Below are 20,616 nucleotides of genomic sequence, written 5' to 3'. Positions count from 1 at the left end.
GGTGTATATGAGCTATCAATTTTTACAACTCGAACAACAAGGTCAGGTTGCCTATGTATGGCTGAACCGCCCTGAATTGCACAATGCTTTTAATACGACAGTCATTGAAGAGCTGCATACTTGCTTTAAGCAAATTAATACTCGTGATGACATTCGTGTTGTGGTCTTAGCTGGTCGCGGTAAAAGCTTTTCGGCAGGTGCCGACCTCAACTGGATGAAACAGGCAGGTCAGGCATCTTCAGCAGAAAATGAAGCAGATGCATTAAAACTTGCACAAATGCTTGATGCACTTGCAACACTTAAGCAACCGACTATTGCCCGCGTGCATGGCATTGCCTTTGGCGGCGGTATGGGCTTAGCATCGGCATGTGATATTTGCATTGCCAGCACTGATGCCAAGTTTGCAACCTCTGAAGTTCGTTTAGGGCTTGCTCCATCTACCATTAGTCCTTATGTGATTCGTGCGATTGGTGCAAGACAAGCTTCCCGTTACTTCTTAACTGCCGAGCGGATTTCAGCACGTGAAGCCAAGCAAATTGGTTTGGCCCACGAAGTAGCAGATGCTGAAGACTTAGATAAAAAAGTTCAAGAAATTGTTGATGCTCTATTACTCGGTGGCCCGCACGCTCAAGCGGCTTCAAAACAACTCATTCAAATGGTGAGCAACCAGACCATGAGCAATGACTTGCTGCAACAGACAGCACATCATATTGCTCAAGTTCGTCAAGGCAGTGAGGCAAAAGAAGGTCTAAGTGCCTTTTTAAATAAACAACAGCCTGCTTGGGTTTCTAACTCGAATAACAACAATTAAGGACGATCATCATGTTTGAAAAGATTTTAATTGCGAACCGTGGCGAGATTGCCTGCCGCGTAATTCGTACAGCTAAAAAATTAGGTATTAGAACGGTTGCCGTTTACTCAGATGCAGATGCAAATGCCCAACACGTCAAACTTGCAGATGAAGCGGTTTATATTGGTCAGTCCCCTGCAACACAAAGTTATTTACAGGTTGATCGTATTATTCAAGCTGCCATTGATACAGGCAGCCAAGCGGTTCATCCGGGTTACGGCTTCCTTTCTGAAAATGACCAGTTTGCACTCGCTTGCCAACAACACAACATTTGCTTTATTGGGCCACCAGTGGATGCCATTTTAGCGATGGGCTTAAAAGCGACCTCGAAAGCTTTAATGGAAAAAGCAGGTGTCCCTTTAACACCGGGCTATCACGGAACCAACCAAGATGCTGACTTTTTAAAGCAACAGGCAGACCGAATTGGCTATCCTGTTTTAATTAAAGCCAGTGCTGGCGGCGGTGGTAAAGGCATGAGTCTGGTTGAACGCAGTGAAGATTTTCTGCATGCTTTAGCCTCTTGTAAACGTGAAGCCAAATCCAGCTTTGGTAATGATGATGTCTTGATTGAGCGTTATGTGATTCAACCGCGCCATATTGAAGTGCAAGTGTTTGGCGATACACATGGCAACTATGTACATTTGTTTGAACGCGACTGTTCTGTACAACGCCGTCACCAAAAAGTGTTAGAAGAAGCCCCTGCTCCACAAATGCCAAGCGAGAAGCTCGATGCAATGCGCCAAGCGGCAATTGATGCTGCACGCGCGGTAAATTATGTGGGCGCAGGTACGGTTGAGTTTATTGTAGAACAAGACGGTACGGCGTATTTCATGGAAATGAATACCCGTCTGCAAGTCGAGCACCCTGTTACTGAAATGATTACAGGTGAAGACTTGGTCGAGTGGCAACTTCGCGTCGCTTATGGCGAACCTTTACCTAAACTACAAAACGAATTAAAAATTCATGGACACGCGCTTGAAGCACGTATTTACGCCGAAGAACCAGAAAAAGGCTTTTTACCCGCAATTGGTAAAATTGACTATCTGCACTACCCAACCCAAAACCAATATGTGCGTGTAGATAGCGGTATTGTTGAAGGCGATGAAATCACGACCTATTACGACCCGATGATTGCCAAACTCATCGTCTGGGGTAAAAACCGTGAAGCTGCGCTTATTCAAATGCAAAATGCTTTAAGCCAATTCCATGTCGATGGTTTAGGCAACAATATTGCCTTTCTGGAAAAGATTGTTCGTAGCGAATCGTTTAAACAAGCCAAGCTTGATACCAACCTGATTCAACGTGAACAAAACTTCTTGTTTAGCCCTGAAGAGATCAAACCGGAACTGGTGGTAGCAGCGGCATTTATTGAGTTTTTAAGCCAACTTAATAACAACAGTTCAAGCCAAAAACAGCTTTGGCAGGCTCAACCGCTTTGGCGTTTAAATATTGCCTATCAGCACAGTATTAAATTAAATTATTTAAACCAAAATATTCAAATTAAATTTGCCTCAAATGAAGATGGCTTCACCGCAGAATATAACGGTCAAAGCTACCCGATTTCTGGCCAATTGATTGATGCGCATACGGCGTCTGTTCAAATTGGTGAGACTCAGCAAAAGCTACCTTTTAACCAAAGTCAGCAAGGCATTACCTTGTTCCAAAATGGTCAAAGCTATAAGTTTGCTTATATCCGCCAAGACTTTAATCAGGCAGATAGCCAAGCCGATGAAGGTCACCTAAAAGCACCAATGCCGGGTGTGGTCACGCAAGTTTTGGTGAGTGCAAATCATAGCGTTAAAAAAGACGATATTTTAATGACACTTGAAGCGATGAAAATGGAATATACCATTCGTGCGCCTAAAGACGGCGTGATTGTAGACTCCTATTTCCAAGTCGGTGATCAGGTCAAAGCTGGCGATGAGCTTGTGGAATTTCAGCCTGCACAGGAGGAAGTTGCATGAGTGAGTTTGTCAAAATCGTAGAGGTCGGTCCCAGAGACGGCCTCCAAAATGAAAAGCAGGCTTTAACTGTCGAACAACGCTTAAACTTTATTAATGACCTAATCAGTGCAGGCCTAAAATCCATTGAAGTCGGTTCATGCGTTTCGGCAAAATGGGTACCGCAAATGGCTCAAAGTGATGAGCTATTTAAGTTATTACCCCAAACAACCGATGTGCAATTTAGCCTGCTCACCCCCAATATCAAAGGTTTTGAAACTGCTCAAGCGGTAGGATGCAAAGAGGTTGCGGTGTTTACCGCAGCTTCTGAAAGTTTTACCCGTAAAAATATCAACTGTTCAATCGACGAAAGCTTTGAAAAGTTTAGCGATGTCCTGAATGCAGCAAAAGCACATAACATCCGTGTACGCGGCTATGTCTCTTGTATTGTCGATTGTCCCTATGAAGGCGCAATTGCACCTGAGCAAGTGGTGAAAGTGGTTAAACGACTCTATGACATGGGCTGCTATGAAGTGTCTTTAGGTGAAACCATTGGCACCGCAACACCAGATCGCGTTCAAAAGGTATGGCAAGCCTGCCTTGCTGAACTCGATAGCAAGGTTTTAGCTGGGCATTTCCACAACACCTATGGCATGGCAATTGCCAATATTTATCAGTCCTTACAGCAAGGTATTCGTGTTTTTGATTCGTCTCTTGCAGGACTTGGGGGTTGCCCTTATGCCAAAGGCGCCTCAGGTAATGTATCAACTGAAGATTTGTTTTATTTGCTATCACACATGGGCTTTGAAACTGGTATTGATTTAGAAAAACTGATGCAAGCCAGCCAAAATATTAGCAACGTATTAAACCGAAAAAGCTTGTCGAATTATGCAAATGCGTATTGGCAAACCAAGTGTGCATAGTCATAAATTAAAATAGTTCAGCATCTGGTATAAAGCTGAATATTAGGCAAGGTACCAGATCATCCTATCTCATCTTTATCTCATTCTGTTCAGGAATTGGGACACAATCTCTCATGCAATTTTTTTAAAATTTATTGTTCATCTCTGTATTAAATGCCTCTTTAAAAAGAAGCATTTTCTACCCTATTTTTATTCTAACCCGTATTATTCTTCATCCTTTTTTATCTTAATCCTTAAAAAATTTATCTCATTATTTATAAAAATAAGATGCATCCATTTCAATTTTTGGAGAAATATATTCTTCTACCCAATCCAGCCATGCGCGTGTTTTGGCATCAATAAAATGGCGTGAAGGCAATAAGGTATAAACTCCAATATCGGGCGAACGCCACTCAGGCAAGATATGACATAATCTTCCATTTTGAACCGCGTCTAAAGCCGAAAACATCGGCAATAACGCGACCCCCATATCCTGTTGTACCACATCTAGTAATAACTCAGGGTTATCTGCAATGAGTTGCCCCCCAATATCGATTTGATAAGACTCACCATTGGCATTTAACAAATGCCAATCTGGCGTAATAGACGGGTTTACCAAGCGTAAACAGGCATGATTTTTTAAGTCTTCTGGAGACTTCGGCACACCATGTTTTTCTAGGTACGCAGGTGAAGCACATAAAACAGAAAAAATAGTGCCAATTCTACGTGCAACAAAACGAGAGTCTGTTAATGATTCAGTGAGATAAAGACTGACATCCACCCCTTTTGCCAACAGGTCTGGAACGTATTGTGAGGTCGTATATTCCACGGTTAATTCGGGATAATGCTTACAAAACTCTGCCATGACAGGGAAAACATAATGATGCCCAAAGCTTCCCATACTTAATACACGTAAACGACCTTTAGGTTTAGATGCCGTTCCGGTGACTTCTGCCTCTGCTTCATCCACCATTGAAATAACTTGCCGACAACGCTCTGCATAAGTTGCACCAATATCAGTCAGTGCCTGCTGGCGCGTTGAGCGTTGTATTAATTTTGTACCTAAGCGTGTTTCTAGCTCGCTGATAAGACGTGAAACCTGTGCTGTGGTCAGATCCATCTGCTCAGCTGCTGCTGTGAAACTCCCGCTATCAATCACTTTCAGGAATGCATGCATTGCATGCAAAAGTCCACCATCGAGATTTTTGCGCATAACGTAAATATCTTTTCCTAAATTACGGATTGTTGCACCAGTTTAGATCAACCACAATGACTAAATGTACATACATTGGCACTAATTCTTTTTTTAAGAAGAGGAACCGATCTTTTTTATTTCGTATGTCACTTGCTCCAAATATTCAACTGGATGTTGAAAAAAGAAAGTAGTCCGAGCTACTAAAAATTCTAAGGAGATATAAATGAATATAGCTACAAAAGTCACTCCAAATATTATTGCAACAAAGGATGTGTCACTTGAAGATAAATATGTAAGTGATAACGGTACAGCATTTATGACCGGCATTCAGGCACTTGTTCGCTTGCCTCTTGCCCAAACTCGCCGTGACGCGATCAATGGTTATCATACTGCTGGTTTTATTTCTGGTTATCGTGGCTCCCCTATTGGTAACTATGATAATTTCCTTTGGCAAGTTGAAGGATTACTTAAATCCCATAATGTCGTATTTCAACCTGGTGTAAACGAAGACTTGGCTGCTACCGCAATCTGGGGTACACAACAAGCAAATCTTTCAGGTCAAGGCAAATATGATGGAGTGTCTTCATGGTGGTATGGTAAAGGCCCGGGTGTTGACCGTTCAGGCGATGTACTCCGCCATGCTAACTTAGCTGGTACCTCTGAACGTGGTGGTGTCGTTGCTTTATTCGGTGATGACCACTCATGTAAATCTTCTACAGTTCCCCACCAGTCTGAACATGTCATGATTGGTTGCGGTATTCCAATTTTCTACCCAACATCCGTTCAACAAATTTTAGACTTTGGTGTTCACGCCATCGCAGTTTCACGTTTTTCTGGTCTTTGGACTTCCATGAAGCTGGTCAGTGAAATTGTAGAAACTTCCGCTTCAGTTCATGTCGACTTAGACCGTGTCACTCCTGTTATACCAGAAGATGTTAATTTCCCAGAGGGTGGCGTTAACATTCGTTGGCCAGATCATGGCATCCAACAAGAAGAACGTCTTTATAAATATCGCTTACCTGCTGTTTTGGCCTATGCCCGTGCGAATAAAATCAATACCGTAACATGGCCTTGTGAAAATGCCCGTATTGGTATTGCTGCAAGTGGTAAAGGTTATTTAGATACCATTGAAGCCCTACGTATTTTAGGAATTGAAGATGAAACAGCCCAACAGCTTGGGCTACGTGTTTATCAAGTTGGTCTAATCTGGCCTTTAGAACCACAAGGTATTCGTGAATTCGCCAAAGGTTTAGAAGAGTTGATCGTTATTGAAGAAAAACGTCCAATTCTTGAAACACAAATTAAAGATGAGCTTTACTCACTGCCTGATGACCAACGTCCTCGTGTCATTGGTAAAGCAACTGACGGCAAAGGTGAATGGAGTACCTCTATTGAAGAAGCACCGCTCATTGGTCACTATGAGTACCAGCCTGAACCGATTGCAAAAATGTTGGCTGCTCGCTTCTTAAAACTAGATATTCCAGAAAGCTTAAAAGTACAAATTCAAAGCAGAATCGACCTCCTACTAAAAGCAGAGCAAGAATCAAAACGTGTTATTGACCTTGCTGAACGTAAACCTTATTTCTGTAGTGGTTGCCCACATAACTCTTCAACCGTAGTTCCTGAAGGTAGTCGTGCATTAGGTGGTATTGGTTGTCACTATATTGCCGTTTCACTTGACCGTGGTACGGAAACATTCTCTCAAATGGGTGGTGAAGGTGTAAGTTGGGTGGGTGCATCACCATTTACCAATGAAAAACATATTTTTGCCAACCTTGGTGATGGAACCTACTTCCACTCAGGTTACTTAGCAATTCGTCAGTCTATCGCTGCAAAAACTAATATTACCTACAAAATCCTCTACAACGATGCGGTCGCTATGACAGGTGGTCAGCATGTAGATGGACATTTGAGCGTTGCACAGTTAACTCGTCAGCTCGCTGCCGAAGGTATTAAAAAACAAGTCATTGTGACTGATGAAGTTAAACTATTAAACGAAGAAGATGGCATTGCACCAGGTGTAGAAATTCGCCACCGTAATGAACTCGACGCAGTTCAACGTGAGCTTCGTGAAGTTACAGGTGTAACTGCTTTAATCTATGTACAAACCTGTGCCAGTGAAAAACGCCGTCGTCGTAAACGTGATGCCTACCCTGATCCGGCTGAGCGTTTATACATTAACAGTGATATTTGTGAAGGTTGTGGCGACTGTTCTAAAAAATCAAACTGTTTATCTATTGAGCCAGTAGAAACAGCTTTAGGCACTAAACGTCAAATTAACCAAAGTAGCTGTAATAAGGACTTCACTTGTGCTGAAGGGTTCTGCCCAAGCTTTGTGACTGTTCATACACGTGATATGAAACGTCCTGCTAAATTTGAAGGTATTAGCGCAGGATGGCCAACGTCCCCAATCATTCCTCAGTTATATGATGTTCCAAGTCGTATTATGGTCGGCGGTATTGGTGGTACGGGTGTTGTGACTATTGGTGCACTTCTTGGTATGGCAGCTCACCTAGAAGGCAAAGCAACACGTGTTATGGATATGGCAGGTCTTGCGCAAAAAGGTGGTACGGTTTATTCATACGTACAACTTGCAGCAAGTGATGAGCAAATTTCTTCGACCAAAATTCCAGCAGGTCAATGTGAATTACTCATTGGTGCAGATGCGGTAGTTGCTGGTAGTGGTGCAGCCCTTTCGCGCTTAAAAGAAGATGCTCTAGTCATTGTGAATGAAGACAGCACTCCTACTTCTGAGTTTATTAAATCTCGTGACTGGTATGCGCCTATTACCGATTTAATTGATCGTCTTCGTGGTCGTGTTCGTCAAGGTCAACTGGTTTCTCTACCAGCGGCTCGCATTGCCACACTACTCTTGGGTGATTCAATTTATACCAACCAGTTATTACTCGGTATGGCATGGCAATCTGGTCGCATTCCGCTATTACGTGAAAGCATTGAAAAAGCAATTCGCCTAAATGGTACGGCTGTTGAAAAGAACATCGAAGCTTTCCGCGTGGGTTGTCATCTTGCAAGTGACCCGACTTTAGCTGCTCGTTTACTTGCAGCAATGCCAAAAACTAAAACTCCGCAAACTTTGGCTGAACTTGTTGAAGACCGTTCTGCTCGTCTAACAGACTACTGGAATGAAGCTTATGCAGCTAAATACCGCACACTTGTAGAATTGGCAGCTAAAAAGTTACCAGAAGAGTTAACAGGTACGATTGCAACTCAGCTTTATAGAGTTATGGCTTATAAAGATGAATATGAAGTTGCACGTCTACTAACAGGTAAAAGCTTCAAAGAATCGATTGAAACCCAATTCGGTAAAGGCTTACGTTTAACGTATCATCTTGCTCCGCCAGCATTACTTGGTGGCCTGAAAAATGTCCGTAAACGTGCGTTTGGTTACTGGATGCGCTTCCCAATGATGATGCTTGCTCGCTTACAATGGCTTCGTGAAACTTTCCTTGACCCATTTGCACGTCAAGAAGAACGTCAACACGAACAAGCTTGGCGTGACCGTTACATCGCATTTGTTGAAGCACTTGTTGAAGCACCAGACAATCATAACTTGGCAGTTGCTGAACAAATTGCAAAATTACCGGCAGAAGTTCGTGGTTATGGGCATATCAAAATGAAAGCAATGGACGCTGCAAAACAACGTTGGGATGAACTTACCCCAACACTGCTAAAAGTCCGTAACTAAAATTAAATATCAAAATAAAAAAGTCATCCTTAGGGATGACTTTTTTATTGGCTCAAAAATTTATTTAGTCATTTTACGTAACGTCAAAATCTGCTCGCTTCGTCCAAATGGACCATATACATCATGTAAAACCGCACTGGTTAAACCAATACCATCCGAACCATATTGCTGAACGGTTTCCAAACCTAGCCATTTCCCTTGCGGATAACGGTGCATGTGAACTTGCAAATCAAGATTTGGAAAGCCCCAAGTAAATTCGCCTTCTTGTCTTGGGACAATGCCGTTTGCCGCATCTACCATGCCAATTAAATGCGCAAAATCTGTGGTCGGCTGCCCTTCCACGATTTCTTTATCATTATTGAGCCAAACAATGCCTTTACCCGCACGATGCTGATCATCCGTTTTAGTGACTAGCGTTTGAATAAAGCCACCTGGCCATCTTTTCATACCCGTCCATTCTGTAAAGGTATCGGGATGATGAATTGGTTGATCTTCAAGCCCCGCAATCTCGGAACTGTCTTGAGTGCACATGCGCCATGCTCTAGCCACAATACAAGTTTTACCTTGTGCTTGTAGTTCTGCTTCAATCAATTCAATCGTTTTACCGGCACGAATCACATGGGTCTTAATCGTAAATTCACCAAATGCAATTAATCCAAAAATATCAAAACTAATTCGGCCAATTCGCATATCTTGTCGCGGTGAAAACTGTTCTAACTCTACTGCGATGACACCACTTGCAGGCGCCATATGCTGTTCATGAGGGTTCCAAGCACCTTGCGCATGAACAGTTGAGCAATAATGAGCAATCACTTCACCTTGAGGACCAATTGTTCTATTCAGTAATTGATAATAAGCATTCATGATTTTCTTTCCTTAGTCCTTATACAACTTCAATATTTGATGAAAATTCACGTTTTAATGCTTATGTTAACCCTCTATTTCATTGGCTCAACTGGTTTTTCCTACCAAAAACTGATGAGTCTAAAATTACAAATTTAATCACTAGGTAAAATTTCGCATGTCAATTTCACCCAGCGATTCTAGAACTTACCATTCACTAAAAGGCAAAAGCATCTTGATCGAGCTCCATCACAGATTCAGCTCCAGACTCAATAGAAGCAGCATGGCTCTGTGTACGATGTAAAAGTTTTTGATAGAAAAACTTAGCTGTCGTTAATTTTGCTTTATAAAAAGCTTCCTCTTGTGTACCCACCTCTATTTTTTCATGGGCAACTTGTGCCATTCGAGCCCACAAATACGCGAACACAACGTAACTGGAAAAATAAAGATAATCTACTGAAGCGGCTCCTATTTCTTCAGGGTTGTGCTTGGCTTTCTCTGCAATCGATTTGGTCAGTGACAGCCATTGCTGCTTAAGCTCAGCTAATTTTTCTAGATAAGGTTTCAGCACTTCATTGGATTGGTGCTGGCTAATAAACTGATCAATTAAATCAGTCATGTTCTTTAAAAGTTTGCCTTCCGACTTGAGGACTTTACGTGCCAGCAGATCTAGAGACTGAATCTCTGTTGTTCCTTCATACAAGGTTGAGATACGTGCATCACGTACAATTTGCTCCATACCATGCTCAACAATAAAGCCGTGGCCGCCAAATACTTGAACGCCATGCTTTGCAGACTCATTACCCGACTCTGTTAAAAAGGCCTTAGCAATTGGCGTTAAAAAAGCCAGTAATTCGTCGGAGTGTTTTTGCTGTTCCTGATCGTTTGAGCTTTCGACAATATCGACATGCTGAGCCAGAAAATAAGCCAGCGCACGACCACCTTCGGAAAAAGCTTTTTGTGTCATTAACATTGAACGTACAGCGGGATGCACAATAATTGGATCGGCATTTTTGTCAGGATATTTAGGACCGGATAACGAACGCATAGCGAGGCGCTCTTTGGCATAACTTAATGAGCCTTGAAATGAAATTTCAGAAGCAGCAAGCCCTTGTACTGCTGTTCCAATGCGTGCGGTATTCATAAAGGTAAACATACAATTGAGCCCGCGATTTTCAGGACCAATCAAATAACCTTTGGCACCATCAAAATTCAGTACACAGGTGGCATTGCCATGAATCCCCATTTTATGTTCAATCGCGCTACAGACGACTTTATTACGGTCTTCTAGATTACCTTTATCGACTACATTAAATTTAGGCACAATAAATAAAGAAATACCTTTGGTCCCTGCAGGTGCCTAAGGCAAACGGGCTAAAACAATATGAATAATATTTTCTGAAAGATCGTGTTCACCTGCTGAAATAAAAATCTTTTCCCCCGTAATTGAGTAACTACCGTCCGGATTTGGTTCGGCTTTCGTTCTAATTAACCCAAGGTCTGAGCCTGCATGGGATTCGGTTAAACACATCGTTCCAGTCCAAGCCCCACTAATAAGTTTAGTCAAAAACTTTTGTTTTTGTTGCTCAGTCCCATGATGCTCAATTGTTCTCATTGCGCCATGAGACAATCCCGGATACATTGCCCAAGCCCAATTAGAACCACATAACATTTCAGAAATCGCAATCCGCAGCAATGTCGGCAAGCCCTGCCCACCATATTCCGGATCGGCGGTTAATGAAGTAAACCCAAGCTCGGCATATTTTTGGTAGGCTTCTTTAAAACCTTTCGGCGTTGTGACTACGCCTTGATTTAAATGACACCCTTCTTGATCACCATTTTGATTTATAGGCGCCAATTCATTTTCACAAAAATCTGCTGCTGCCTCTAAATATTGATCAATTAATTCTCGATTTACGCTTTCCTGATATTTGCTTAAACCTTGATAGTTTTGTTCTGTTTGAAGCATTTCATGCAGTACAAATTGCATATCACGTAATGGAGCTTTGTATAAAGGCATAGTTTTTTCCTTTCACTTCACTGCCTGTGTCATGGGCAGATATCGTTTTTCCTTAAAATGGACTTTTTATTGTTTCAATCTCACCAAAATATCAAAAAATTTCTTATAGCAAAATATATTTTCACTAATTTAATAAAATTATCCTAACTTAGCTATAGAGATAAAATATAAACATATGTTTTTAAATACAAATATAATATAAAAAGTAGTTAGTCTCGTTTAACTAGAATAAATTTTTATTTTGTATTGCAAAATTTTATTCCGTAAAAAATCAATTTATAGTATGGTGATTAGACTGCTTAATCATGCAAGGACGATTTATGGAAAGCCCGAAATACACAGGTCTTGAGTTTTTAACCGCTTTAAAAAATGGTGAAGTTTCTCCATCACCTATGGCTCACACCATACCAATGGAACTCGTTGAAGTTTCCGAAGGTAAAGCAACTTATAAAGTTACTCCTCGCAAAGAACATAGAAATATACAAGGCGGTGTACACGGCGGCTTTTGTGCGACAGCTTTAGATACGGCGACAGGCAGTGCGGCCCATACCCTACTTGAACATGGCGTTGGCTATGGAACTATTGATTTAAATGTAAAAATGATCCGCCCCATGCAGGTTGATACGTCTTATTATGCGACGGCCGAGTTGATTAATGCGGGCCGCAATATTATTAGTACCCAAGGTAAAATCGTAGATGAAAACGGCAAAGTGTATGCTTTTGCTTCGGCAACCTTAATGATTATTCGCAAATAATAAAATATCTAAGCTCCTGTTTATGGAGCTTTTTCTTGCTTTGCTATCTTGTTCATTTCATAAAAATCAAAGCGATCAATCACGAAACTTAATATTGCCAACCCTAGCCCTAAGGCTGCACATGCTTCCCATCCCCAGTGTTTCCAAGCATACACCGCAATAAAAGAACCTAAGGCGGCTCCACCAAAATATAAGGTCATATAAATTGAATTAATACGAGAACGTGCCTCGGCCGAAATTCGATAGACCAGATTTTGGTTGAGTACATGAAATGCTGACAAACCGAAGTACGCCATGATCACACCAACAGCGTAGGCAACCAGAGACTGCTGCGCAAAAAATAGTGGTATCCATGCACTCATTAATAACCCCATGCAAATCACTGCAATTTTATTTTCAAGACCTGCTGCAATTTTCTTACCTGCCCATGGGGTCGCAAATACACCAGCCAACCCAACAATTCCAAATAAACCAATCTGGAAATCGTTAAAGTGATAAGGCTCATTCGCTAATATAAAGGTCATGGTGGTAAAAATGAGAGCCAAAATACCAAAGCCAATCCCCCCTGCCAAACCACGGCGTAATAAATGCGGCTGGTGAACAGCTAATGAAAATAGTGAACCATAAATCTGTAGAATATTGAGTTGATGGGATTTTCGCGCAACCGGTAACTTCACCCACATCACCCAAGCAAATACCAAAATGACAATTCCGCTAATTAAATAAACCGCATGCCAAGACCAAACTGTAGAAAGTAAGCCTGCAATAGAGCGCGCTAATAATATTCCCAAGAACAAACCACTCATGAGAGTGCCTACAACTTGAGGGCTTTTTTTCGGGCTAGCTAAACCTGCGGCAAAAGGAACCAAAACTTGAGTCGCAATCGAAAAGAATGTGGCTAAAAAGGTAAAGCCATATAAAGCTGGCAAGGTTTGACTTAAAGATAGCCCTACTTGGGCAAGGCCTGTACAACACATGAGCAAGCAAATATAACTTCGCTTTTCAAAAAAGTCGCCTAAGGGAACCAATATAAAAAGGCCAACTGCATAGGACAGTTGGCTAATCACAATAGTTAAAGCAACTTGATCGGCATTAACTTTTAATGCTTCAGCAATCGAATAGATTAAGGGCTGGTTATAATAGTTTGAACCCGCACAAATTCCACATGTCATTGCCATGATAAAAATAAAGCTTTTTGACAGTATATTTTCTGCATTGGGCTCAACTATTTTTTCCATTTTTAACTACGCCCTATTTTAAAATTTATACATCGAAACAAAGTTTACACGTGATACATCAGCGGTTCTGCCATCAAACACTTCTCGTTTGCCTTGGTGATATTCCATCCCAATATCCATTTGCTCAATTGGTGAATAAAAGACGTTAGCTGCGTAGTCCGTTAAGCGTTTATTAGCATCTGGGTTGAGTTTGGCATATGCCGTGTCGTCATCATAATCAAACATTGAAGCCGATAAGTTTGCACGCCATTGCTCATTAAATTTATATGAATAACCAATATTGATGCTATTCAACTTATTCATAACCAAATCTGTTTTGTCTTCGTTTAATGAGAAATCACCCGCGGCATTTAAACTTGTTGAATTTGCCAACCCACTTTGGGTGGTATACGGCATAAATTTTTGATCACCGACAATATATTGATAATTTGCTTGTACTGATTGTTGTGGCGTGAGTTGATATTTTAAACCGCCTCCAGCACCCCAGCTTACTTTTTTCACCGTGGCAGTTGCGACATCTGTAGACTTTTCATTAATAAAGCCTTGAGCAAGTGCCGTTAGAGGCCCCTGTTTAAAGGTATAGCGACCCGTTAAAGTTGGAAATGCCGATACTCTCGAACCTGTATATTCCAAAGCTACTTTTAAATCATTATTGGCATCAATTTTCCAGTCATAACGAATTTGAGGAGTACGTGTATAAGAAGTCCCCACAAATTGGGTGTAATCGACAGCTTCTGTACGGGTTTCCATGTTAGACATGAGTGACCATGTTTGACCAAAAGTCCAGTCTTTATAGGTAAAAAATGCATGACGGATACGGAATTTACCATCCCCCGTTCCCATGTTAGAGCTATCAAAGAAATCGGCTTCGATATTCCCTGTAACCGCTTTATTTGGGCTATTAAAATAAACGCCTAATCGGCTTGCATTAATCATGGCATCAGAGCGTGCATGGTTTGAACGTTTTTCACTTTCAAAAGGTGTTCGGTACAGGCTGCTGGTCGTTCTACCACCCGAATCAGGCGATGATTTAAAATCCACCGCTGCATCAATACGGGCAATACCGTAAACCTTGACATTATCCGTCCAAGTGACCCATGAAGGAGCAACTGGCTTTTCTGTTACCGTTGCTTTAGTTTTTTCAATGTTCTCTTCGATCTTAACCTGTTTGACCTGTAAATTATTTTGAGTTTGTTTCTGAGCAGCAAGTTCTGCTTTTAATTTTTGCAGCTCAGTTTCTAGCAAATTAATTCTTTGTTCTGTCGTATCTGAAGAATTTGCAAAAATAGTCCCTGAAGCCGCAGCACAAGCTGCAGCTAAAATTAATTTTTTCATCTTTTAATCCTTAAAGAAGCGTTTTTCCGTGTGTATTTATTAGGCTACACGTGCATCGATTAGTTCACAGTCAGTGACTGCCTGTAACTCATCAAAAGTTAAGCCGTCTACCATTTCCTTGACGTAAGCTTTTTGGTCTTTGAGTTCAATAATGCATAAATCGGTATAAATACGGTTTACACACTGCTCACCCGTTATTGGATAGCTCAGTTCTTTTACAATTTTGGGCTCACCTTTTTTAGTGACATGCTCCATATAGACATAAATCGTTTTTGCACCGACTGCCAAATCCATAGCACCGCCAACTGCCGGCACATCATCTGCCTTACCGGTATGCCAGTTTGCCAAATCTCCATTTACCGCAACTTGGAATGCACCAATCACACAAATGTCCAGATGACCGCCACGCATAATGTCAAATGAGTCGCCATGATGCATAAAGCATCCACCGTCTAACAAAGTAACAAGCTCTTTTCCGGCATTCACTAAGTCTTGGTCTTCCTCACCCGGTTGTGGTGGTGGACCAAAAGCCAAAACCCCATTTTCCGAATGTAAAAAGATTTCTTTGTCTTTTGGCAAAAATTTAGCAACGTTGGTCGGTAAGCCAATCCCTAAATTGACATAAGAACCTTCCGGAATGTCATTGGCAATGAGTTTGGCAATATCTTCACGAGAACGCTTTTGAACTGACATTAGATATCTCCTACTTTTACAACGTGCTGTACAAAAATTCCCGGTGTAATAATGCACTCAGGGTCAAGCGTTCCTAGCTCTACGGTGTCATTCACTTGAACAATCGTGGTCTTGGCGGCTTTTGCCATAATTGGGCCAAAATTGCGGGCTGCTTTACGGTATGTTAAATTGCCCCAGCGGTCGGCTTTATCGGCATAAATCAGTGCAAAATCAGCTTCAAGTGGATATTCAAGCACATAGTTTTTACCGTTAATGGTTCGGGTCTCTTTACCCTCGGCAACTTTAGTACCATAACCAGTCGGAGTAAAAATAGCCCCGAGACCAGCACCTGCGGCCTGAATACGACAAGCCAAATTACCTTGTGGAACCAGTTCTAACTCAATTTTTCCCGCTCTATATAAGTCTTGAAAAACGGTTGATCCGGCAGATTTCGGAAATGAACAAATCATTTTTTTAACACAGCCAGCAATAATCAGCTTGGTTAAACCACGGTCACCCGAAGCTGCATTGTTATTTACAATGGTGAGTTCTTTTTTTCCTAAATCGATTAAGGCTTCAATTAATTCAGCAGGTTGCCCCGTCACACCAAACCCGCCTGTCATGATGGTTGCCCCATCAGGAATAGGTTTTAAAATCGGTTCAATGTCACTGGTGATTTTATTTATCATCTCACTTGTCCCTTTTCATCCTTAATTTAAGGTGACAGATTGATCTGTCACTCTGCCTTTTGCGGGTTAAATAGTCGGTCTTTAATAAATAACAATGGAATTACCCCGCAGATAAAATAAGCTGCAGCCATCACCAAGAGCCCTAAACCAATAGAACCGTTTTGCGATAGATAACCAATTGTTAATGGAGAGAAAATAGAAAGTACTTTGCCAATGTTATAAGCACCACCCACTGCCGAGCCTCGAATAGAAGTCGGGAAGCTTTCTGTCATATATGTGGCATTAATTGCATAAGGCATACCGTAAAGGAAACCGAAAAACAGCATCATCCATAAAATGTTGGTTGGTGTATTTAAGTAGACAATGACCGGAATAAATAAGGCTGTACCAATGGTTCCGAAAGCAAATACAGCGCGGCGTCCTAATTTATCGGCAACAATACCTGCAATTACTTTGGCAAACATCATAATTAGGAATGTACCGACCATATACATCGCCATTTCTTTAAACTTGATGCCAAGGTCAGACTCTAAATAAGCAGGTAACCAGTTACTTACGCCGTAATAACCAAACTGCAATGCACCCGTACTAATAATCCAAAGAACAAACATGGTGCCATGTTTCTTATCTCTTAAAATCTCAAGATATGGATTTTGGCGTTTTTTAGGTTGGTTACTTTGAGCGACTTCTAGCGCTTTTAGTTGACGGGCTTTTTTCCATGACTCAGGTTCAGGTACGCAAAAGTGCATCAAAACTGACAAAACCACAGGGGTAATTGCAATCCAGTATAGAAAACGCCAGCCATGTTCAGGAATAATATGACCCGCTAGTAATGTCGCTAATAAAGAACCTAGGGTATAACCTGTCATCAGCGTTGCTAAAACAGTAGAACGGTGTTTCGTTGGCACCATTTCAGACATAAGAATGTTACAGGCAATATATAATGCACCTAAGCCCATGGCGCCTATTGTTCTTAAAACTGCAAATTGCATATAAGAATGTGTAAAGCCGAGTGCACAGGTTAATATCGAAGAAAAAGCAATAAAGAAAACAATAATGCGGACCCGACCAAAACGGTCGCAAGCCCAACCACCAATAAGACCACCCACGGCCGAACCAAATAGTGTCAAGCTTCCTAATGTTCCGGCTTGCACACCAGTTAAATGAAACTCTGCTTTAAGACTAGTGAGGCTTAATGCCAAAAAACCTAAGTCGGCCCCGTCACATAAAAGTGTAAAAAAAGCGAATATAAAAGCTGTAATCCAAATCTTTTTTGGTGTTTGAATAGCTTCAGTGCTACTCATATTCTCTGTAACAGTCTTTGTTGTCATGTCCATATCCTCAGAAGGAACATGAGGCATCCCATGCCTCATGGCATTTGATTTTTTATTAGGCTGTAGCTTCCCTAATCATGTTTTTGGCAATAATAAGTTGTTGAACTTGCGTGGTTCCTTCATATAAACGGAACAAACGCACATCTCGATAAAAACGCTCGATGGCATATTCACTGATATAGCCCGCACCACCGTGAATCTGTACACAGCGGTCAGCAACACGTCCGCACATTTCAGTCGCAAACATTTTTGCGCAAGATGCTTCTGTACTAATGTTTTCGCCATTATCACGGCGGCGAGCTGCATCTAGGACCATACATTTAGCTGCATAAATCTCGGCTTTTGAGTCGGCAAGCATGGCTTGAATAAGCTGGAAGTTTGCAATAGCTTGACCAAACTGCTTACGCTCAATCGCATAGTGCAATGCGTCGTTTAACATGCGTTCGGCAACACCCACGCTATAGGCACCAATATGCAAACGCCCTTTATCAAGCACTTTCATGGCCGTTTTAAAACCGACACCTTCTACGCCACCAATGAGTGCAGAAGCAGGTACACGGCAATTTTCAAAAATCACATCACAGGTATGTGAACCCTTTTGCCCCATTTTTTGGTCAATTTTGCCTAATGTAATGCCCGGTGTATTGGCCTCGACTAAAAAAGCTGAAATGCCACCCGACCCTTTAATTTCAGGATTCGTCCGAGCCATTACAGTGAAAGTTGCAGCATGGGGTGCATTGGTAATAAAACGTTTGGTGCCATTTAACACATAAAAGTCACCATCTTTTATTGCACTGGTTTTTAAAGAGGCAGCGTCAGAGCCAGATTCAGGCTCGGTTAAACAAAATGAACCAATAATTTCGCCACTTGCGTAACGTGGTAAATATTTCTGCTTTTGCTCTTCTGTGCCATCAATCAAAATTGCACTTGAGCCAATACCGTTATTAGTACCAATTAAAGAACGAAAAGCCGGTGAAGTTTGTCCAAGTTCAAATGCAACTCTGACTTCCTCTTCCATAGTGATGCCTAAGCCACCATATTCTTCGGGAATTGTAAGACCGAACAAACCAAGCTCACGCATTTGCTGCACAATGTCATCCGGAATTTTGTCTTTCTCTACCACTTCGTTTTCACGAGGGATCAATTCATTTTTTACAAAATCTCGAATTGTTGAAAGTAACTGCTCCAACATCCCTTCATCACGGATCATCTGTGATCTCCCTTTTTATGTATTTCCATCGTACCCATCAGCCATCTCCAGCTTGTCTGGATACCATGTTTTAAATCTTGTTTACTGCGGATGTGTTTCATAGTACGAGAACAAAAATACAAATTTCAAGCTTTTTTGAAAATTAATTTCGTTTAACGAAATTTAAAATTAGACCAATACGTAATATCAATAACTTAGATTTTTTAAAAGATAACAACTACGCTCTTAAAAGAAATAAGACTTGAAATAAATTCCAAAATAAGCATCATAAAAGGAATATAGTTTTGATATGCGAAACAAGGAATTCAAAAATGAGTGTGTCAACAGGGAATAATTTCGTAGAAGTCGACTTTTCTATTCAAAAAATAGCGGTTGTTAAAATTAACCGCCCAGAAGCAAAAAATGCTTTAAACGGTGAAGTTCGCAAACAACTCGCACAAGTTTTTACCGAGTTAAGTTTTAACGATGAGATCAATGCGGTTGTGCTCACAGGCGGTGAAGAAGTCTTTGCTGCAGGTGCAGATCTAAAAGAAATGGCAACCGCAACTTCCACAGAAATGTTATTGCGTCATACAGAACGTTATTGGAACGCGATTACCCAGTGCCCTAAACCCGTGATTGCTGCCGTAAATGGTTATGCATTAGGGGGTGGCTGCGAACTTGCAATGCACGCTGACATTATTATTGCAGGTAAAGGTGCAACCTTTGGCCAGCCGGAAATTAAAGTCGGTTTAATGCCTGGTGCTGGCGGTACACAACGTTTATTCCGTGCTGTGGGTAAATTCCATGCCATGCGCATGATTATGACAGGCGCCATGGTCAAAGCCGAAGAAGCTTATTTGATTGGTCTTGTTTCACAAGTCACAGAAGATGACCAAACTATTCCAACTGCAATTCAAATGGCACAAAGCCTCGCAAAAATGCCGCCGATTGCCCTGCAACAAATTAAAGAAGTTGCGTTGATGAGCGAGGATGTTCCATTAAATGCAGGCTTAACTCTAGAACGAAAAGCATTCCAGTTGTTGTTTTCTACGGAAGATAAAAATGAAGGCGTTCAAGCTTTTATCGAAAAGCGTAAGCCGTCGTATCAAGGTAAATAATTTAAAACCATAATAACAAAGGAATGAAAATGGCCAGGAAAGTATTAATTAGTGCAGGTGGTTCAGGGATTGGACGATGCATTGCCGAGGTATTTTTAAACAATCAGGATGAAGTTTTTGTTTGTGATATTAATGCTAAAAGCCTAGAACAATTTCAACAAGATTATCCAAAGCTACATATATATACCTGTGATTTGGCTGATCATGAGCAAATTAAACTGATGTTTAGTCAAGCCATTCAGAAACTTGGCGGTATTGATATTTTAGTCAATAACACAGGCATCTCCGGCCCAACCGTTGCAGCAGATGAGCTAAGTTTTGAAGATTGGAACACGGTGATTAATTTAAACCTGAATAGCACTTTTTTAATTACCCAGTTAGCCATTCCCTATTTAAAGCAAGCACAGGCAGGCGTGATTATAAATATGTCATCTATTGCCGGACGCTTAGGCTATCCATATCGATTGGCCTATTCCACTTCAAAATGGGGACTGATTGGTTTTACCAAAACGCTTTCTATGGAACTCGGTGCAGATAATATTCGAGTTAACGCTATTCTTCCGGGTGCAGTCGATGGTGATCGGGTTCAACGCGTATTACAGGCCCGTGCCGATGTAGCGCAGACCTCACTTGAAGAAGTGACTCAAAATGCACTGAAAAATCAGTCGCTCAAATATTTTGTCAATCCAAAGCATATTGCAGATTTATGCCTATTTTTAGCGTCAGACAGTGGTCGCTCAATTTCAGGACAAATCTTACCAATTGATGGTGATAAACAATGCTTAAGCTAAATCACCCAACCCTATTTTTCCGTTTAATTTCAAATA

The 20,616-nt window shown here is 41.3% G+C and carries 15 protein-coding genes and 1 pseudogene; 7 read left to right on the top strand and 9 right to left on the bottom strand.

The genetic code is table 11. The features are described from left to right. Nucleotides 1–7: 7 nt before the first annotated feature. The 3 genes from NQ782_RS04050 to NQ782_RS04040 are packed head-to-tail and all read left to right on the top strand — an operon-like array spanning nucleotide 8 to nucleotide 3,713. Entirely contained in the window at nucleotides 8–811 is an 804-nt protein-coding gene (locus tag NQ782_RS04050; protein ID WP_000121728.1) for an enoyl-CoA hydratase/isomerase family protein, read from the top strand. A gap of 11 nt (nucleotides 812–822) precedes the next feature. Then, nucleotides 823–2,814, top strand: a complete 1,992-nt coding sequence (locus NQ782_RS04045; RefSeq protein WP_000461801.1) for an acetyl/propionyl/methylcrotonyl-CoA carboxylase subunit alpha — start codon at nucleotides 823–825, stop codon at nucleotides 2,812–2,814. After that, the gene (locus tag NQ782_RS04040) at nucleotides 2,811–3,713 is read left to right on the top strand and encodes a hydroxymethylglutaryl-CoA lyase (RefSeq protein ID WP_004747556.1); all 903 of its coding nucleotides are present in this window, start codon (nucleotides 2,811–2,813) and stop codon (nucleotides 3,711–3,713) included. Before NQ782_RS04045 ends, NQ782_RS04040 begins: the two co-directional genes overlap by 4 nt. 250 nt (nucleotides 3,714–3,963) lie before the next feature. Here the strand turns inward: NQ782_RS04040 and NQ782_RS04035 are convergent, their stop codons facing one another. Further along, nucleotides 3,964–4,905, bottom strand: coding sequence for a LysR family transcriptional regulator (locus tag NQ782_RS04035; protein WP_001230726.1), 942 nt, complete (start codon nucleotides 4,903–4,905; stop codon nucleotides 3,964–3,966). A 205-nt stretch (nucleotides 4,906–5,110) separates the two neighbouring features. Here NQ782_RS04035 and NQ782_RS04030 point away from each other — a divergent pair, with 205 nt between their 5' ends. Beyond that, on the top strand, nucleotides 5,111–8,593 hold the full coding sequence (locus tag NQ782_RS04030; protein ID WP_057092872.1) for an indolepyruvate ferredoxin oxidoreductase family protein: 3,483 nt from the start codon (nucleotides 5,111–5,113) through the stop codon (nucleotides 8,591–8,593). A 60-nt stretch (nucleotides 8,594–8,653) separates the two neighbouring features. Here NQ782_RS04030 and NQ782_RS04025 read toward each other — a convergent pair whose 3' ends face one another. Together NQ782_RS04025 and NQ782_RS04020 are read right to left on the bottom strand one after the other, a co-directional pair. Beyond that, nucleotides 8,654–9,457 carry a thioesterase family protein gene (locus NQ782_RS04025; RefSeq protein WP_057092870.1) on the bottom strand — a complete coding sequence of 268 codons (804 nt, stop codon included), beginning with the start codon at nucleotides 9,455–9,457 and terminating at the stop codon, nucleotides 8,654–8,656. A 196-nt stretch (nucleotides 9,458–9,653) separates the two neighbouring features. After that, nucleotides 9,654–11,456, bottom strand: a pseudogene (locus NQ782_RS04020) (acyl-CoA dehydrogenase C-terminal domain-containing protein). 305 nt (nucleotides 11,457–11,761) lie between these two features. On the opposite strand from NQ782_RS04020, the gene NQ782_RS04015 reads away from it, so the two are divergent. Beyond that, a complete protein-coding gene (locus NQ782_RS04015) occupies nucleotides 11,762–12,211 on the top strand; it encodes a PaaI family thioesterase (protein WP_001984007.1) in 450 nt (149 codons plus the stop codon). A 20-nt stretch (nucleotides 12,212–12,231) separates the two neighbouring features. Here the strand turns inward: NQ782_RS04015 and NQ782_RS04010 are convergent, their stop codons facing one another. The 6 genes from NQ782_RS04010 to NQ782_RS03985 are packed head-to-tail and all read right to left on the bottom strand — an operon-like array spanning nucleotide 12,232 to nucleotide 18,689. Beyond that, nucleotides 12,232–13,449, bottom strand: coding sequence for an MFS transporter (locus tag NQ782_RS04010; protein ID WP_031987575.1), 1,218 nt, complete (start codon nucleotides 13,447–13,449; stop codon nucleotides 12,232–12,234). Nucleotides 13,450–13,467: 18 nt separating this feature from the next. Then, complete coding sequence (gene dcaP / locus NQ782_RS04005) at nucleotides 13,468–14,784, bottom strand: outer membrane trimeric porin-like protein DcaP (protein WP_000733488.1); 1,317 nt, start codon at nucleotides 14,782–14,784, stop codon at nucleotides 13,468–13,470. Between the two features lie 39 nt (nucleotides 14,785–14,823). After that, nucleotides 14,824–15,477: a 3-oxoacid CoA-transferase subunit B gene (locus tag NQ782_RS04000; RefSeq protein WP_000116039.1), complete on the bottom strand. Its 654-nt coding sequence runs from the start codon at nucleotides 15,475–15,477 to the stop codon at nucleotides 14,824–14,826. Beyond that, entirely contained in the window at nucleotides 15,477–16,145 is a 669-nt protein-coding gene (locus NQ782_RS03995) for a 3-oxoacid CoA-transferase subunit A (protein WP_031987577.1), read from the bottom strand. The genes NQ782_RS04000 and NQ782_RS03995 overlap by 1 nt, the downstream gene beginning before the upstream one ends. Before the next feature lie 47 nt (nucleotides 16,146–16,192). Continuing rightward, complete coding sequence (locus NQ782_RS03990) at nucleotides 16,193–17,476, bottom strand: MFS transporter (RefSeq protein WP_002041103.1); 1,284 nt, start codon at nucleotides 17,474–17,476, stop codon at nucleotides 16,193–16,195. A 58-nt stretch (nucleotides 17,477–17,534) separates the two neighbouring features. Beyond that, nucleotides 17,535–18,689: an acyl-CoA dehydrogenase family protein gene (locus tag NQ782_RS03985; RefSeq protein WP_031987580.1), complete on the bottom strand. Its 1,155-nt coding sequence runs from the start codon at nucleotides 18,687–18,689 to the stop codon at nucleotides 17,535–17,537. A gap of 311 nt (nucleotides 18,690–19,000) precedes the next feature. Here NQ782_RS03985 and NQ782_RS03980 point away from each other — a divergent pair, with 311 nt between their 5' ends. Continuing rightward, nucleotides 19,001–19,789 (top strand): enoyl-CoA hydratase, encoded by a 789-nt coding sequence (locus NQ782_RS03980; RefSeq protein ID WP_031987582.1) that lies wholly within the window; start codon nucleotides 19,001–19,003, stop codon nucleotides 19,787–19,789. Nucleotides 19,790–19,818: 29 nt separating this feature from the next. Continuing rightward, entirely contained in the window at nucleotides 19,819–20,580 is a 762-nt protein-coding gene (locus tag NQ782_RS03975; RefSeq protein WP_000101935.1) for an SDR family oxidoreductase, read from the top strand. Nucleotides 20,581–20,616 lie beyond the last annotated feature (36 nt).

The sequence above is a fragment of the Acinetobacter sp. BD54 genome, assembly GCF_044778325.1.
Taxonomy (GTDB): Bacteria; Pseudomonadota; Gammaproteobacteria; order Pseudomonadales; family Moraxellaceae; genus Acinetobacter; species Acinetobacter baumannii.
Note: the sequence above shows the minus strand (reverse complement) of the source record. Positions and strands in the feature narration are given on the sequence as shown.

Bases quoted from the DNA above. Each gene is read 5' to 3' on its own strand.
- NQ782_RS03985 (WP_031987580.1), bottom strand. From the start codon at position 18,689: ATGATCCGTGATGAAGGGATGTTGGAGCAGTTACTTTCAACAATTCGA.
- NQ782_RS04045 (WP_000461801.1), top strand. From the start codon at position 823: ATGTTTGAAAAGATTTTAATTGCGAACCGTGGCGAGATTGCCTGCCGC.
- NQ782_RS04030 (WP_057092872.1), top strand. From the start codon at position 5,111: ATGAATATAGCTACAAAAGTCACTCCAAATATTATTGCAACAAAGGAT.
- NQ782_RS04050 (WP_000121728.1), top strand. From the start codon at position 8: ATGAGCTATCAATTTTTACAACTCGAACAACAAGGTCAGGTTGCCTAT.
- NQ782_RS04025 (WP_057092870.1), bottom strand. From the start codon at position 9,457: ATGAATGCTTATTATCAATTACTGAATAGAACAATTGGTCCTCAAGGT.
- NQ782_RS03975 (WP_000101935.1), top strand. From the start codon at position 19,819: ATGGCCAGGAAAGTATTAATTAGTGCAGGTGGTTCAGGGATTGGACGA.
- NQ782_RS04040 (WP_004747556.1), top strand. From the start codon at position 2,811: ATGAGTGAGTTTGTCAAAATCGTAGAGGTCGGTCCCAGAGACGGCCTC.
- NQ782_RS04015 (WP_001984007.1), top strand. From the start codon at position 11,762: ATGCAAGGACGATTTATGGAAAGCCCGAAATACACAGGTCTTGAGTTT.
- NQ782_RS03990 (WP_002041103.1), bottom strand. From the start codon at position 17,476: ATGACAACAAAGACTGTTACAGAGAATATGAGTAGCACTGAAGCTATT.
- dcaP (WP_000733488.1), bottom strand. From the start codon at position 14,784: ATGAAAAAATTAATTTTAGCTGCAGCTTGTGCTGCGGCTTCAGGGACT.
- NQ782_RS03980 (WP_031987582.1), top strand. From the start codon at position 19,001: ATGAGTGTGTCAACAGGGAATAATTTCGTAGAAGTCGACTTTTCTATT.
- NQ782_RS04035 (WP_001230726.1), bottom strand. From the start codon at position 4,905: ATGCGCAAAAATCTCGATGGTGGACTTTTGCATGCAATGCATGCATTC.
- NQ782_RS03995 (WP_031987577.1), bottom strand. From the start codon at position 16,145: ATGATAAATAAAATCACCAGTGACATTGAACCGATTTTAAAACCTATT.
- NQ782_RS04010 (WP_031987575.1), bottom strand. From the start codon at position 13,449: ATGGAAAAAATAGTTGAGCCCAATGCAGAAAATATACTGTCAAAAAGC.
- NQ782_RS04000 (WP_000116039.1), bottom strand. From the start codon at position 15,477: ATGTCAGTTCAAAAGCGTTCTCGTGAAGATATTGCCAAACTCATTGCC.